The 15,056-nt window shown below is 66.3% G+C and carries 11 protein-coding genes; 9 read left to right on the top strand and 2 right to left on the bottom strand.

What is annotated here, in order from left to right; genetic code table 11:
* Positions 1–9 precede the first annotated feature (9 nt).
* Both BHK69_RS21805 and BHK69_RS21800 read right to left on the bottom strand, forming a co-directional pair.
* The gene (locus tag BHK69_RS21805) at positions 10–1,224 is read right to left on the bottom strand and encodes a glycosyltransferase (protein ID WP_069691929.1); all 1,215 of its coding nucleotides are present in this window, start codon (positions 1,222–1,224) and stop codon (positions 10–12) included.
* Positions 1,173–1,694, bottom strand: a complete 522-nt coding sequence (locus BHK69_RS21800) for a MarR family transcriptional regulator (RefSeq protein WP_069691928.1) — start codon at positions 1,692–1,694, stop codon at positions 1,173–1,175. Before BHK69_RS21800 ends, BHK69_RS21805 begins: the two co-directional genes overlap by 52 nt.
* Positions 1,695–2,119: 425 nt before the next feature.
* Here BHK69_RS21800 and BHK69_RS21795 point away from each other — a divergent pair, with 425 nt between their 5' ends.
* From BHK69_RS21795 to BHK69_RS21755, 9 genes are all read left to right on the top strand, one after another.
* Complete coding sequence (locus tag BHK69_RS21795; protein WP_069691927.1) at positions 2,120–3,871, top strand: type I secretion system permease/ATPase; 1,752 nt, start codon at positions 2,120–2,122, stop codon at positions 3,869–3,871.
* Entirely contained in the window at positions 3,868–5,226 is a 1,359-nt protein-coding gene (locus BHK69_RS21790; RefSeq protein ID WP_069691926.1) for an HlyD family type I secretion periplasmic adaptor subunit, read from the top strand. Before BHK69_RS21795 ends, BHK69_RS21790 begins: the two co-directional genes overlap by 4 nt.
* 327 nt (positions 5,227–5,553) lie before the next feature.
* On the top strand, positions 5,554–6,375 hold the full coding sequence (locus BHK69_RS21785; protein ID WP_069691925.1) for a calcium-binding protein: 822 nt from the start codon (positions 5,554–5,556) through the stop codon (positions 6,373–6,375).
* Between the two features lie 60 nt (positions 6,376–6,435).
* On the top strand, positions 6,436–8,718 hold the full coding sequence (locus BHK69_RS21780; protein ID WP_083269605.1) for a glycosyltransferase: 2,283 nt from the start codon (positions 6,436–6,438) through the stop codon (positions 8,716–8,718).
* The gene (locus tag BHK69_RS21775; RefSeq protein ID WP_069691923.1) at positions 8,715–9,560 is read left to right on the top strand and encodes a class I SAM-dependent methyltransferase; all 846 of its coding nucleotides are present in this window, start codon (positions 8,715–8,717) and stop codon (positions 9,558–9,560) included. Before BHK69_RS21780 ends, BHK69_RS21775 begins: the two co-directional genes overlap by 4 nt.
* On the top strand, positions 9,557–10,810 hold the full coding sequence (locus tag BHK69_RS21770; RefSeq protein WP_069691922.1) for a glycosyltransferase family 4 protein: 1,254 nt from the start codon (positions 9,557–9,559) through the stop codon (positions 10,808–10,810). Before BHK69_RS21775 ends, BHK69_RS21770 begins: the two co-directional genes overlap by 4 nt.
* A gap of 2 nt (positions 10,811–10,812) precedes the next feature.
* On the top strand, positions 10,813–11,559 hold the full coding sequence (locus BHK69_RS21765; protein WP_158516255.1) for a hypothetical protein: 747 nt from the start codon (positions 10,813–10,815) through the stop codon (positions 11,557–11,559).
* Between the two features lie 5 nt (positions 11,560–11,564).
* Positions 11,565–13,748, top strand: coding sequence for a glycosyltransferase family 2 protein (locus BHK69_RS21760; protein WP_148663534.1), 2,184 nt, complete (start codon positions 11,565–11,567; stop codon positions 13,746–13,748).
* Positions 13,745–15,055 carry a glycosyltransferase family 4 protein gene (locus tag BHK69_RS21755; protein ID WP_069691920.1) on the top strand — a complete coding sequence of 437 codons (1,311 nt, stop codon included), beginning with the start codon at positions 13,745–13,747 and terminating at the stop codon, positions 15,053–15,055. Before BHK69_RS21760 ends, BHK69_RS21755 begins: the two co-directional genes overlap by 4 nt.
* Position 15,056 lies beyond the last annotated feature (1 nt).

The raw sequence follows: 15,056 nt of genomic DNA, 5'->3' as shown, positions 1-15,056 counted from the left end.
AGGTCGCCGTCAGGCCAGGAGCAGGTCGTCCTGCGCGACGAGGCGCCCGATCAGGCCGCGCTGCCGGTCGAGGCAGGTCTGGAGATCGTATTTCGCCACGACCGAGTTGCGAGCCGCCTGGCGCAGCCCCGCGAAGGAGGCCTGCTTCTCCAGCGCCTCATCGATGGTGCCAGCTAGCGCCGCTTCATCGAAGAACGGCACCAGCAGGCCGTTGACCCGATCCGTGATCACCTCCTGGACCGGGGGCGTGCGCGAGCCGATGACGAGGCTGCCACAAGCCATCGCTTCCAGCACCGACCAGGACAGCACGAAGGGCGTGCTCAGATAGACATGGGCGGCCGAGACCTGGAACAGCCGGATCAGCGCCTCATAGGCGAGCCAGGGGATATGGACGATCTGTGCGTCCAGCCCCGTCTCATTCAGCATGGCTTGGCGCCAAGGCCGCCCATCCGGACGCGGCCGGCCGTAGCCGGGCCCGTCACCGCCCACTGCAACGAAGATCGTGTCAGGTCGTTTGCGCGCGACGAGAGCTGCTGCGCGCATGAACTGTGGATAACCGCGGTAGGGGTCGAGATCGCGCGCGGCGAATGTCACGACCGGATCGCCGCGCCGCAGCCTGCGCCCGTCGGGCAAGGTGAAGCTCGCGTCCGGGTTGGGATGGCACGCCGTCATGTCGATGCCGTCATGGCAGATCGCGATGCGCGAACGCAGGCTGCGGGGATATTGCAGCTGTTGCCAGCGCGTCGGCGCATAGGCGGCGTCGAGCGTCTCCAGCGTGACGAGCTGGGCCGCGTTGCGCATGCGGATGCGCCGGCGCTCCGCATCGGAGACCGGCGAAGACGGATCGAAGTCGAGATCCGAGCCGGTTCCGTTATAGTAATATTCGCAATAGCCGATCAGCGGCACGCCCGGCATCGCATCCTTCGCGAAGAGCAGGCCGCCCCAGCCGATATGGCCGATGACGGCGTCGGGCGGATCATGGCGCCGCAGCCGTGCGAGTTCGGCCGCCACGGCCTCTCCGGTCCGGACATGGTAGTCGGTCGCCGCCAGCGTGGCATGGGCCGTCGACGGCTCGCCGACGGAATAGATCACCTGCCTGAGGCCCGGCCGCTCCTGCTCGGCCCGTTCGGTGATGAGCGTGACCTCGGCGCCTTCGGCGACGAGGCGCGCGATCAGGTGAGCAAATTGACCTGATCCTGAACGATGAACGAATAAGATGTGCATGAGGCGAGCAGGACCCCTCCATAGCGCAACGCATCGCTCCACCATTGTTCCAGGCGGCGCAGCGTGTCGTGGGTGGTCTGAAGATCGGTTTCGATGTCGATCTCCGGATTCTGGCCGAACTGGCTGGTCTCGTCGAGCAGGCGCAGCCGCTCGCAGAGAAGCTGCCCCTTGGGCGAGAGCGAGATTCGGGCGAGGCGCCGGTCGCGCGGCGAGGCGCCGCGATCGAGGTAGCCGCTCTCGACCAGCTGCTTGAGATTATAGGATGCGTTCGACCCGACATAGTGGCCCCGGTCGAGCAGATCGCGCACCGCGATCTCGCCCGCACCGATCGTCAGCAGCACCATCACCTGTGACGGTGAGATGTCGTCGACCCCGAGCTTGGTCAATTCAAGCCGCAAATAGTCGAGGAAGCGCCGGCTGACCCGCTCGATCATGCGAGCGAGGTCGAGCTGGGAGACGAAGCCGCGCATCGGATTAGTGTCTGCGTCGCTTCGTCTGGTCGGACTCCTGTGGTCGCCGTTGAAGGCCGTGCCTAGGATTTGATCGCCGCTGTGCGGTTTGGAATGCATTCCCTACTCCGCCTGATTTCAAAATGTGCAATCTATCCCCCAAGAATCCCCTACCACCGTCAAATAGCCTATACGCAAAGCACATGCCACCCAAGATGCCGTGGGCGTAAGATTTTAGCAACCTGTGGATAGATCTGAACTGTTTCGAAATTCAAACTATCGCATCTTTTTGACTTAATTGTCGGCTTTGTTCAATTGTTATGACAACCTATTCTGTCATACTCTCGACACGAGTTGAAGGGCATGCTGTTAATTGTGCATGCAAACTGTCGCTTCGGTCCCAGGGCTCGCGTCCGGCCGTCGCAGATTTTCATCCGGAGACGTGAATGAAGGCTGCAACCCAGGCGCCTGACGCCTTGATTCGAGATTTGCAGCGCTCTTTTGCGGGGGGCTTGGCCTATGCCGGCTTCCTGAGCTTCTGCGTCAATATCCTGCTGCTGACCGTTCCGCTGTTCATGATCCAGGTGCAGGAGCGCGTCGTGGTCAGCCGCAGCCTGGACACGCTGACCATGCTCCTGGTGATCGCGGTCGGGGCGCTCGCGCTCTATGGCACGATCGAGTTCATTCGCTCCCTGACGTTCCAGGCGATGGCGAGCATCTTTGCGCGCCGGCTCAACCTGCCGGCACTGCAGGCGGCGGTCTCGGCCTCGCTCGAGCAGGGCTCCGGCCAGTCCACGCAGGCGATCCGCGATCTCAACGACATCCGCTATTTCATTGCGAGCTCGGCGATCGCGACGCCGCTGGAGGCGGCCTGGTCGCCGATCTTCCTGGCGGTGCTGTTCATCTTCCACCCGATCTACGGGCTCGTCGGCGCCGTATCGCTGTTGATCCTGCTCATCCTCGGTGTGCTCTCAGACCTGCTGACGCGGCGTATCCTGAAGGAGGCCAACGAGGCGGGCGTCGCCAGCATCAACGAGGTCGGCGCCAGCCTGCGGCACGCCGAGACGATCGAGGCGATGGGCATGCTGCCGGCCTTGGCCAAGCGCTGGCGCGGCCAGCAACTGGCCATGATCGAGCATCTCGACCTCGGCACAAGGCGCGGCAAGTTCATCGCCGCGCTGACGCGCTCCTCGCGCATGACGATGCAGCTGGCGATCTACGCCACCGGAGCCGTGCTGATCATCCGCAACGAGGTCTCGGCAGGCACGCTGATGGCGGCGAGCATCCTGCTCGGCCGACTGCTGGCGCCCTTCGATTCGATGATCGGGGACTGGCGGCAATGGGTGCTGGCGGCCTCCGCCTGGAAGCGGGTGCGCGATCTGGTGCAGTCGCGCGTCTCGCAACGCCAGACCGTGCCGACGCCGCGGACGCAGGGCGATCTCGTCATCGACCGCGTCGTCTTCGCGCCGCAAGGCTCCGAGCAGACCGTGATCAAGAGCGTCTCCTTCACGCTCGAGCCGGGTGAGGTCCTGGGCATCGTCGGGCCGTCGGGCGCCGGCAAGTCGACCCTGGCGCGATTGCTCGTCGGCGTGCTCAAGCCGAATGTCGGCGGCGTCTATCTCGACGGCCACAATGTCTTTCTCTGGGAGCGTAGCTCCTTCGGCGACATGGTCGGCTATCTCCCGCAATCGGTCTCGCTGCTGAACGGCACAATCGCCGAGAACATAGCGCGCATGCGCAATCCCGATCCGCACGCCATCCTGGAGGCGGCGCGCATCGCCGGCGTGCATGAGCTGATCGGCCGCATGCCGCTCGGCTACGACACCAATGTCAATGACGGTGATTTCAAGCTTTCCGGCGGCCAGCGCCAGCGTATCGGGCTGGCGCGCGCGCTCTACGGCTCGCCGCGTCTGGTCGTGCTCGACGAGCCCAACGCCAATCTCGACGCCGAGGGCGAGCAGGGCCTGATCCGCGCGGTCAACGCGGCGCGCGAGAGCGGCGCGATCGTGGTGCTGATCGCGCACCGGCCCTCGATCATGCAGGTGGTCGACAAGATTCTGGTGTTGCGCGAGGGCCGCATCAACCAGTTCGGCCCGCGTTCAGCGATCGCCGGCATGATCACGCCCGGCGGCCTGGTCGAGATGGAGCCGGCCAAGCAAGCCGAGCAGCCCAAGCCAGTGCGGGAGGTGACGGCATGAGTGGGCTTCCGATGCTGAAAGAGCCTGGCCGGTCGCTCGTCCCGTTCTCGCAGGCGGAGGAGCCGGACGATGAGCGCGTGCCGACGCTGCGCAGCCTCATCCTGGCCGGGGTGACGGCGGTCGCCGTCGGCTTCGGCGGCTTCGGCGCATGGGCACTGACCGCCCATCTCGACAATGCGGCGGTCGCGGTCGGCACCGTCATCGTCGACAGCAAGCGCAAGACGGTGAGCCATCTCGAGGGCGGCGTCCTCAAGATGCTGCTCAAGGGCGAAGGCGATCGCGTTACCCAGGGCGAGCCGCTGCTGCGTCTGGAGGATGCCCGCGCCAAGGCTGAGCTGCAGCAGCTCCAGGGCAAGCGGGTCGGTTTCGAGGCCAAGCTCGCCCGGCTCAAGGCGGAGCAGACCAGCGCCGCCGAGATCGATTTTCCCGATGATATCGACAGGGCGCAGACGCCGATCGCGCGCGAGGTCGTCGTCGCCGAGCGCACGCTGTTTCGCGCCCGCGGGCAGGTCTATGACGGCAAGATCCGTATCCAGCAGCGCGTCATCGAGCAGTTCCAGGCCGAATCCGAGGCGCTTCAGGCCCAGATCGAGGCAACGCGCTATCAGCGCTCGCTGATCGACGAGGAAACACGCATTGTCGGCGAGCTCTACGAGAAACGCTACGCCAAGCGCACCCAGCTCGTCGACCTCCAGACCAAGCAGAGCGAATTGACCGGGCGCGCCGGCGAGATGGCGGCGCGCAAGGCCAAGGCCGAGCAGGCGGTGGCCGGCGCCAATCTCGAGATTCTCTCGATCGGGCTCGATCGCCAGAGCGAGATCGCCAAGGATCTGCAGGACACTCAACTCTCGCTGTCGGAAGTGGTCGAGCGGATCATCCAGGCCCAAGATATCCTGCGGCGTCTCGTCGTGCTCTCGCCGCAGGAGGGCATCGTCGCCAATATCCGGATGCGCACCGCCGGCAGCGCCATCGCCGCGGGCGAGGCGATTCTCGACATCGTGCCCGAGCATGAGCCGCTGATCGTCGAGGCCAAGGTCGATCCGCGCGACATCGACGTCGTGCGGATGGGGGCAGAAACCCGTATCCGGCTCACCGCTTTCAACGCGCGGCTGCTGCCGCCCCTGCAGGCGACAGTCAACTATGTCGCCGCCGATCAGCTCGTCGACGAAAAGACTGGCGCGGCCTATTTCATCGTGCGCGCCGAGATCAAGCCCGAGAGCCTCGCCGAAAATAAAATATCGCTGCAGGCCGGCATGGCGGCCGAGGTGCTGATCGTCAACGGCTCGCGCCGCGCGGTGGATTATCTGCTTGCGCCCATCACGGACAGCTTCCACCGAGCCTTCCGCGAAGACTGATTTCAGTAACAAAATCAATCTGTTGGGCGGCGTTTGTTGGATATTGCGTTAATTTTAGAAGATTGCTCCGGATTTATCGTTTCGAATTTCGAGATTATTTTGGAGCGTTTTCCAGATTAAACCGCGCTACTTAAAGTATAAATCTTGCTGCATCGCAAAATGGTCACAATAAAAGGCTTGCTGCGCTGCACATATTGGCTACTCTTTGGCCTGTCGAGCGATGGCGTGCTTCTTTAGCGTCATCGGAACGGCACCGAAATCCAGGGGGCGCTGCGGCTCGGTTCCGTAGACCTGGCGGTGCTTTCAGATCGCCTAGGAGGTGACTATATGGCCACGATAGAGGGAAGTGCATTCGACGACTTTTTGATCGGTAGCCGATTCAGCGACGTCATTCATGGCGCCGCGGGGCATGACGTCATTCACGGTGGCGGCGGAGGTGATTTTCTCTTCGGCGACAGCGGCAATGACGTGGCCTTCGGTGATACCGGCGATGACGCCATCTTCGGCGGGAGCGGCGACGATGTCCTTTTCGGGGGACAAGGCGACGACTTCCTGACCGGCGATGCGGGCAATGATGCCCTGTTCGGCGATGACGGTTCCGATTTCCTGACCGGTGGAGCCGGCAACGACGTCCTGGACGGTGGTGCCGGGGACGACATCCTGCAGGGCGGCGCCGGCAATGACATCCTGCTCGGCGGTGCCGGGGACGATATCCTGCAAGGTGGCGCCGGCAACGACCTGCTTCTCGGTGGCGCAGGCAACGACCTTCTGCAGGGCGGTGCGGGCAGTGACGTGCTCATTGCCGGTGCCGGCAACGACCTCCTGCAAGGTGGGGCGGGTGATGACCTGCTGTTCGGCGGCGCGGGCGACGACATCCTTTCGGGTGGCGCTGGCCATGACGTCTTCGTCTTCGCCGGTGGCGGCGGCAACGATGTCGTGCTCGATTTCCAGGCCGGCTCGGACATGCTGCAGATCGCCTCGGACATCAACGGCACCGGCGTTCACTCCGCCGAGGATGTGGCGGCGCGTGCGACGACGGTTGGCGGCAACGCCATCATCGATCTCGGCCATGGCGATACGCTGACCCTGGTCGGCGTCACGGCCGAAGACGTCCAGAGCGATCCGCACTCCTACTTCTCGGTCGCCTGATGAACTGCGACGCCGGCCTCTCCGGCCGGCGTCGCTCCCTGCTCAGCCGGATGTCGCCTCATGCTTACACTTGCGCCCGCCCAAGTGGTGGACACTGGATCAACGCATCTCGACCTGTTCCGGCTCAGCGGATCGGTCTTCCTGTTGTCGTGGACGCTCGATGCGCCGTCTTTCGGCCGTCCCGGCGTCTCGCTGGTCGGTGGTGGCAGGCGCCTGGCCTCGGCTGCGGTCACGCTCGGCTTGAGTGACGGCCGCGAGCGCGTCGTCGTCGCTTTCCGCCATGGCGGGCATGACGGCATCGTCGCGACGCTCTCCGATCAAGGCACGACGGGCGACATCACCGCGCGGTTCGATCCGGCCCTGGTCCATGGCATGACCGAGCCTGTGGAGATTCTGCGCGACTTGACGCCGAAGGCGAGGCTGGCCCTTGCCAGCGCGCTTGTCGGTCCCTGGCCGTCCTTGTTCGGCCTGTCGGCGACGGCGAGCTATCTCTCGTTTCTGCGCCAGTTCCTGCTCTGCCTTTCGCCTAAGCCCGCGCCGGCCTTGCCCGTGGCCGCGCTGGTCGAGGGCAAGGTCCTTGTCGAAACCTCGGTGCAAGGCGGGCTCAGCCCGATCAAATCCATCCACCGGCTCGACAGCGCGGGCCTCAACCGCCTCGACGCCCGGCCGCGCCTGGGAGCCATCGACCGGGCGGGGCAGCGTGCCTTGCATTTCATCCTGGACGAGGCGCCGGCGCGCAGCGCCGGTCTGCTCCTTCTCCAAAGCGAGACCGGTTTCGTCATTCGCGCCTTGCCGACACGCCAGGCGGCCCCATCGCTCGGCCGTTGGTGGGCCGGCAAGTCCAGCACGCGCGACGGATTGCGCAACTGGATCGTCGAGCAGCTCTCCGGATTGTCGGAGCAGGGCAGGCTGCTCGCGATCGAGATGCAGCGGCGCGCGCCGCTCGCAGTGCAGAATGTCCGCCGCAGCGACGACCTGCCTTCGGCGGAGCTCGATATCGCCCTGTGCAATGCGGGCGGCCTGCTGCTGGGCGGCTGGTTCCGCGATCCCGACGGCCTGCTTGATCAGATGCTGCTTCATCGCGGCGAGGGGGCTGCGACCCCGATCCTTGACCGCCTGGAGCGTTTTCCGGCGCTGCTGCCGGGAGGTCCCGGCATTGAGCCTCGTTCCGCGACGGGGTTTGCCGCCCTCGTTCCCGGCTATGCAGCCGGGGCACCGGTTCTGCAACCGCGCTGCGAGCTGAAGCTGAAATCCGGCACGTCTTTGTTCCTGCGTCCGGCCCTCCAGCCGGCCGATGTGGTTTCGGTTCGCGCCCGGGCGCTCGCCGCGATCCCGCCTCAGCATCTGACGGCCGAGATCATGGAGCGGACGCTGGCCCCGATGCTCGCCGCCTGCCAGGCGCAGTTGCGCGAGGATCGGCCGGAGCCGCGCATCAAGCGTTTCGGCAAGGCGCCGGCGCGCCCGGCTGCCTCGGTCGTGATTCCGCTCTACCGCGCCTATGAGTTCCTGCGCGTCCAGATTCCGGCCTTCGCCGGGGATTCCTGGTTCGCTGACAAGGCCGAGCTGATCTATGTGCTCGACTCGCCCGAGCATGAAGCCGAGGTCGCGCATCTCCTGGGCGGGCTTCACCTGGCTTATGGCCTGCCGATGCAGCTCGTCGTCATGGGCCGCAATGGCGGCTTCTCGGCCGCCTGCAATGCGGGGGCGAACGTGGCGCGCGGCGACGCGCTGGCGCTGGTCAATTCCGATGTGATCCCGGCCAGCGACGGCTGGCTGCCGGCACTCATTCGCAAGCTCGACCGGCGCAATCGCGTCGGCGCCGTGGGCCCAAAGCTGCTCTATGACGACGGCTCGCTGCAGCATGCGGGGCTCTACTTCAAGCGCGACAGCAAAGGCTGCTGGCTCAACCATCATTACTTCAAGGGCATGCCGGGCCATTACGCTCCGGCGAATGTCGAGCGACCGGTTCCGGGCGTCACCGGTGCCTGCATCGTGATGTCCCGGGCGCTGTTCACCGAGATCGGTGGCTTCGACGACGCCTATGTCATCGGCGATTACGAGGACAGCGATCTTTGCCTGAAGATCCGGCGCGCCGGCTTCAACATCGTCTATGCGCCCAGCGTGGCGCTCTACCATCTCGAGCGGCAGTCGATCTCGAAGAGCCTCGACTACACGCGCGGCGTCGCCTCGCAGCATAATTCCTGGCTCCAGACCCGGCGCTGGGACGCGCAGATCGAATTGCTGATGGGCGAGATCGACGCCCCGGCATCGGTGCGCAAGCCGTCCCTGCGCGAGCCCGACATCCTTCCCCGCGCCAATCTCAGGAGAGCGACAGCAGCATGACGGCGACACTGGCCTTGAGACCCATAGCGCCCGAACCGGCGCTCCCCAGCTGCCCGGTCGGGCCGGAGTTCGACTGGCTGCTGGCTTCGGTCCAGACCAACCGCTTCCTGCCGCATCCGCCGCCGGACAGCATTTTTGTCGGCGATGGCGATTATCGTGCGATCGGCGCGGAATTCCTCGGTCATTTCGTCCGTCTGGGCCGGCTGTCGCCGACGGAGCGCGTGTTCGACATCGGCTGCGGCATCGGCCGCATGGCTGTGCCGCTGACGCAGTACCTCGACCCCGAGCGCGGCAGCTATGACGGCGTCGATCCGGTCATGGACGGCATCCTGTGGTGCGCGCAGACGATCACGCCGGCCTATCCGCGCTTCCACTTCCAGCGGCTCGACATCGCCCATCCGCTCTACAATCCGCAAGGCTCGCTGCCTGGTACGGAGGTGCAGTTCGGCTTTGCCAATGGCAGCTTCGATTTCATCACGATGGTGTCGGTCGCCACGCATCTGCCGCCCGACGAGCTCGTGGTCTATGTCAACGAGGCCTCGCGCCTGCTGGCTCCCGGCGGCCGGCTCTTCCTGACCGCCTTCGCGATCGACGGCCAGAGCACGGGGCAGGAGCGCCTGAAGTTCAAGCGCTGGCAGGACGGGCCGGGCTGGTACGCGATCGAGGAGGCGCCGCTGGCGGCTGCCGGCATCGATGCGGGCTTCCTGCTCGAGACGACGCAGAATGCCGGCCTGGCCGTCTCCAGCCTGAGCCGCGGCCATTGGCGCGGGATCAGCGCGGCGCATTACCAGGACCTGCTGATCGCCATCAAGCCGGAGCGCGGCCCGGAGCGTAGCCTATGACGCGCCGTATCCTCGTCGTTGCGCATAATCACCCGGACCTGCATCCGGGCGGGACCGAGATCTTCGCCCATGACCTGGCTCAGGGCTATCGCGAGCAGGGCTGCGAGGTGCTGTTCCTGGGCGCCACCAACAGCATTCACCGGCAGCCCCATCCCGGCACCGCCCTCCAGGCGACCGGCGAGAGCGGCGACGTGCTGCTCTGGAGCGGCCATTTCGACCGCTTCCATCTCAGCCAGATCGATCATTACGGCACATTGCAGGACCTCGCGACGCTGCTGCAGGAGTTCAGGCCGGATGTCGTCCACATCCACCACCTCGTCCTGATCGGCGCGGAATTCCTGCCGCTGGCGCGCCGGCTGCTGCCGAACGCGGCGATCGTGATGACGCTGCACGACTATTACTCGATCTGCCACCATGACGGGCTGATGGTGCGGCCGACCGACAAGCAACGCTGTTCCGGCGCCTCGCCGACGGCCTGCCATGGCTGCTTCCCCGAGATCGGCTCGGATCGCTTCCTGCTGCGCGAGCGTTTCCTGAAGACCCATCTGGCCGCGGTCGATCGCTTCGTCGCGCCGAGCCACTTCCTGCGCCAGCGCTATCTGGACTGGGGACTGCCCGGCGAGAAGATCGAGGTCATCGCCAATGCCCGGCCGGCGCAGGACGCCGTCGCGCACCGCCCGACCGAGGGACGCAGGACGAGCTTCGGCTATTTCGGCAACATCAACCCCTGGAAGGGGGCCTTGCCCCTGCTGCAGGCGGCGAAGCTGATGAAGGCCGCCGGCGACACCGGCTTCGAACTCCGCATCCATGGCGGCGCGCCGTTCCAGACCGAAGCCTTCACCACGGCTTTCAGCCAGGCGCTTGCGGCGGCCGGCGGCGTGGTGACCCATTGCGGCCCCTATCGCCGCGAGGACGTGCCGGCCCTGATGAGCGAGATCGACTGGGTGGTGATGCCCTCGATCTGGTGGGAGAACGCGCCGCTCGTCATCCAGGAGGCGTTCCAGCATCGTCGCCCGGTGATCGCCAGCGGCATCGGCGGCATGGCCGAGATGGTGCGCGACGGCGTTGACGGCCTGCATGCGCGGCCGGGCGATCCGGCGCATCTTGCCCGCATTTTGCGCCGCGCGATCGAGGAAGACGGGCTCTGGCAGCGCCTCGTCGACGGCATCGCACCGCAATCCGGCATGGCCGATTGCGCGGTGACGCATCTTGGTCTGTTCGACAGGCTCAAGCTCCCGGTGGCGGCATGACGATGGCGCAGAACCAGGAGGACACGATCCGCATGCCCAATGTCACGCCGGCCCGCCTGAACGGTCGCGTCGATGCGCTCGACGGCAACCGGCTGCATGGCTGGATCTGGGACGAGGCGCGCCCCGAGGAGCGCCTGACGGTCAGGCTGCTGCGTGATGGCGCGCCGGTCCAGGAGGCGACGGCCGATCAGGCTCGGATCGATCTGCGCCGCAACGGCATCGGCGACGGCAAGCACGCCTTCGCCATGGAACTCGACGATGCCGTCGCTGCGGCGCGCGACCACCTGACCATCATCGGCGTCTCGCCGAGCACGGGCGCAGAGCTCGAACTCAGGCTGCCGCCGCCGGCGGAGCTTGCGGCCGAGGCGGCGATCGCCGTACCGCTGGCCCGTTTCTTCGATCGTGTCGAAGCTTTGATCGCACTGAACCGGCGCACGCAGATCGCGCAGAAGGAGCTTGGCGAAAAGCTCGACCAGATCGCGCTGCGCCTGAACGAGGACCGCGCCCCGGCGCGGGATGCCGAAGTGGAGGCGGCGCGGGAGGATCACATCACCCGGCGTCTCGCCGAGCTCGACATCTTCCAGCTGCGCTTCGACGCGACCTTGGCGAGCTTCGACGAGCGGCTGGTCTCGATCCGCAAGGAGGCGCGTGCGCCGATGCGGCAGGTCACCGTCATTCTCGGCTTTCTGTCGGGGCTTGCCGCTCTCCTCTCCTTTATCACGCTTGCCGTGACGCTGGTTGATCGGTGATGTCCATGAGCGAAGTCATCGTTCCCGAACGGACCCGCCTCAGCCCGGCCCCGACCGTCGCCTGGACGCCGTTGGGCGAGAACGCGATCCTGGTCATGAGCGCCTGCGACGCTATACCGGGCAAGGTTCCGGTCGCGGTCGATGGTAATCCGCGCAACAAGGTCGAGACCATGGCGCTGACCTGGCGCCGGCCCCAGGCCGAGCCTGCCATGGCCGTGGGCTTCCTGTGCCTGGCACCCGCGCCCTCGGCCGACCGGGCTGATTCAGGCGCCATCCTGCTTGGGCGTCCGGGCCGGCCGCTGCGCCTGATCCTATCGCCGAAGCCGCTGCCGCTGCAGGCCTTCCTGGCCGCGCTGGCGGAGGAGGCGGGCCAGTCCTTCCCGACCGTGGTCGACGGCTTGCTGGAGATCCTGCTGGCGGGCAAATCTAATCCGCGCCGGCTGCGCGCGGTCGGGATGCTGCTGCAATCGGTCGCCAAGCCCGGCGGTTTCGTCGAGGTGATGGGCGCGCTCGACGAGGGCGTCTTCCTTCAGGGCTGGAGTTCGAACTTCGCCGCTGGGCGCACAAAGCTGCTGATCGCCAGTGGGGGGCTTGCGCCGGCGGCGCTGGAGGCCGGCACCTTCGAGCGCGACGATCTCGGCGAGGGTGCGCGCGGCTTCTTCGGCATGCTGGAGGATTGCGCCATCCGCCATCCCAGCGAGATCGAGCGCCTGTTCTTCCGCGGCACCGATGGCTGGCGCGCGCTCGAAGTCTATGAGCGCTATGTCCTGCTCGAGCCGATCACCGTTCCAGGCCATCTGCGTGATGGCCTGCAGCGCGGCACGGCCCCGCAGGCGACGACCGACAAGCTGCGCCGGGCTTCGCAGCGCTTCGACGGCCGCGACACGGTCTGCCTGCTGGACGTACCCGTGCGCGCGGGCATCGACAGCGCCACCATCATCGAGAGCGCCGGCGTCCTGATCATCGGCTGGCTGTTCGATCCGGAGCGTAAGGTCAGTGCGGTCACCTTGCGCAGCGGCGCGCAATCCTGCGTCATCGACCGGCTCTGGACGCGTGTGACGCGGCCCGACGTCTCGGCGGCCTTCATGGAGGATCCGCGTTTCGGTCCTGCTCTCGCCGCGCGCCGCAGCAGCCACGGCTTCATCGTCTTTGCGCCGAAACTGATACCGGAGCCCGGACAGCCGCTCTATCTGGAGTTCGAGATCGAGAGCTCCGGCCCGGCCTTCCTGCCGCTGGAGCCTGACCGCGGCCAGGCACGCCCGACGCTGGAACGCATCTTCGGCCTGCTCGATCCGCGCTCCTCGACGGCCAACGTCGTGGTCGAGCGACAGGTCGCCCCGGCCTTGCAGGCGGCCGAGATCGCGCCGCCGCGCGTGGTCGAGACCTTCGATGTCGGAGCTTTCGACCCGGATGCGCCGCTCGGCCTGGTGATCGGGCTCGATCATCGCCACCGCGAATTGTCCGCCTTGTTCGCGCTGCTCGCGATCGATCCCGAGGTCCGCCCGATTCCGATCGTGCTGGCGGCGCCGGGCGAGAGCTTCGACCGTATCGGCGCGGAGGCGCGGCGCCTGGCGCGGTTCTACGGGCTTTCCGTCAGGCTCGTCCTGGTCGAGGGCGTCGAGGACGCCTGCGACGCGCTGGAGGCCGGCGTGCGCGCCTGCCGTTTCCAGACGGTGGCGCTGCTCTCGGGCGCCGCGCAGATCAGGATGCCGGGCTGGCTGGGCCGGCTCGAGCGCGCCTTCCGCGGGCGAGGGGGGCAATGCGTCGCCAGCCCGACCCTGCTGTTCGAGGATAATTCGATCCGCTGGGCCGGAGCCTGGCTCGATGGCGAGGGGGCGAACCGGCGCGTCTCCAACCGCTATGTCGGCTATCCCCTGGAGGCCATCGGCAATCTCGGGCCGATGGAGGTAGCGGCCGGGGCGACCGAATGCTGCGTCATGTCGCGCGCCGCCTTCATCGAAGCCGGCGGCTTCGCGCGGAACTACTTCACCACCGGCGAGAAGGGGCTCGATCTCTGCCTCAAGCTCAGGATGGGCGGCGCACCCTCGCTCTGGGTGCCCGAGGTCGAGGTCTATGTCGTCGACGACGGCGAGATGGCGCGGCCTCATATCGGGGCGCTGGCGCAGCTCGCTGACCGGACCAGTTTCGACCGCCGCTGGGCGCTCGCAATCTCGAACATGAGAGGATGAAGATGCGGGTTCTTGTTGTGTCCCATGCGCATCCGTCGTTTTCGCTCGGCGGCGCGGAGATCGCGTCCTACAACCTGCATAAGGGCCTGCAGGCGCATGAGGGCGTCGATACGAATTATCTCGCCCGCGTCGGCGCGCCCACGCCGCGCCATGCCGGGACCGCGCTGATGAGCCTGCGCCAGCAAGGGGGCGAACTGCTCTATTATGCCGAGGATTATGATCACTTCCTGATCTCGAACCGCGCCACGGAGGAGATCGAGCGCGATTTCATCCGGGCTCTGCGCGACCTCAAGCCCGATGTGGTGCATTTCCACCATTTCATCGGGCTCGGGCTCGAATGCATCTTCGCCGTGCGCGACACGCTGCCCGATGCGCTGATCGTGGTGACGTTCCACGAATACCTCGCGATCTGCAACCATCACGGCCAGATGGTGAAGACCGGCGCCTTCAAGCTCTGCTACCGGGCCTCGCCGACGGATTGCAACGCCTGTTTTCCCGATATCTCGCCGGCTCGCTTCCTGGCGCGGGAAACCTTCATCAAGGGCGTGCTCGGCCTTGCCGACCACTATGTCTCGCCGAGCCGTTTCCTGGCTGAACGCTACCAGGCCTGGGGACTGCCGAAGGAGCGCTTCTCGGTGATCGAGAACGGGATCGACGTTGCCGAGGTCGCGCCGCCGCGCTCGCTGCCGGAGCCGACGGCGCGGCGCTCGCGCTTTGCCTATTTCGGACAGCTCACGCCCTATAAGGGCGCCGATGTGCTGATCGACGCCGTGACGCGCATCCCCGACGCGGTCTGGGGCGAGGATTCGATCCTGCTGGTCTATGGCGGCAATCTCGAACGCCAGCCGCAGGCCTATCAGGACAAGTTCGCCAAGCTCGTCGAGAGCGCCGGCCGGCGCGTGCGCTTCTGCGGCGCCTTCCAGAACCATGAGATGCCGAACCTGATGCGCTCGGTCGACTGGGTGGTGATGCCCTCGGTCTGGTGGGAGAATTCGCCGATCGTCATCCAGGAAGCTTTCTTCCACGGCCGGCCGATCCTCTCCAGCAATCTCGGCGGCATGGCCGAGAAGATCACCGATGAGGTCAACGGCCTGCATTTCCGCTCCGGCAGCCCGGAGGATCTCGTCGACTGCATGACCAGGGCGCTGACCGAGCCGGATCTGTGGTCACGGCTGCGCGGCGGCATCACCCCGCCGCTCAACCATGTCGAATGCGCCGCGACCCATGTCTCGCTCTACCAGCGCCTGATCGCGGAGCGAGGCATGCCGATACCAGCAAGCCGCACGGCGACGCCAATGATCGCCTGAT

Source organism: Bosea vaviloviae, from assembly GCF_001741865.1.
GTDB lineage: Bacteria > Pseudomonadota > Alphaproteobacteria > Rhizobiales > Beijerinckiaceae > Allobosea > Allobosea vaviloviae.
The sequence above is the reverse complement of the archived record's forward strand: the minus strand, read 5'-3'. Positions and strand labels throughout refer to the sequence as shown.

Excerpts from the sequence above, each read along its gene's own strand:
- BHK69_RS21775 (WP_069691923.1), top strand. The coding sequence starts at position 8,715 with ATGACGGCGACACTGGCCTTGAGACCCATAGCGCCCGAACCGGCGCTC.
- BHK69_RS21800 (WP_069691928.1), bottom strand. The coding sequence starts at position 1,694 with ATGCGCGGCTTCGTCTCCCAGCTCGACCTCGCTCGCATGATCGAGCGG.
- BHK69_RS21755 (WP_069691920.1), top strand. The coding sequence starts at position 13,745 with ATGAAGATGCGGGTTCTTGTTGTGTCCCATGCGCATCCGTCGTTTTCG.
- BHK69_RS21765 (WP_158516255.1), top strand. The coding sequence starts at position 10,813 with ATGGCGCAGAACCAGGAGGACACGATCCGCATGCCCAATGTCACGCCG.
- BHK69_RS21760 (WP_148663534.1), top strand. The coding sequence starts at position 11,565 with ATGAGCGAAGTCATCGTTCCCGAACGGACCCGCCTCAGCCCGGCCCCG.
- BHK69_RS21805 (WP_069691929.1), bottom strand. The coding sequence starts at position 1,224 with ATGCACATCTTATTCGTTCATCGTTCAGGATCAGGTCAATTTGCTCAC.
- BHK69_RS21785 (WP_069691925.1), top strand. The coding sequence starts at position 5,554 with ATGGCCACGATAGAGGGAAGTGCATTCGACGACTTTTTGATCGGTAGC.
- BHK69_RS21795 (WP_069691927.1), top strand. The coding sequence starts at position 2,120 with ATGAAGGCTGCAACCCAGGCGCCTGACGCCTTGATTCGAGATTTGCAG.
- BHK69_RS21780 (WP_083269605.1), top strand. The coding sequence starts at position 6,436 with ATGCTTACACTTGCGCCCGCCCAAGTGGTGGACACTGGATCAACGCAT.
- BHK69_RS21790 (WP_069691926.1), top strand. The coding sequence starts at position 3,868 with ATGAGTGGGCTTCCGATGCTGAAAGAGCCTGGCCGGTCGCTCGTCCCG.
- BHK69_RS21770 (WP_069691922.1), top strand. The coding sequence starts at position 9,557 with ATGACGCGCCGTATCCTCGTCGTTGCGCATAATCACCCGGACCTGCAT.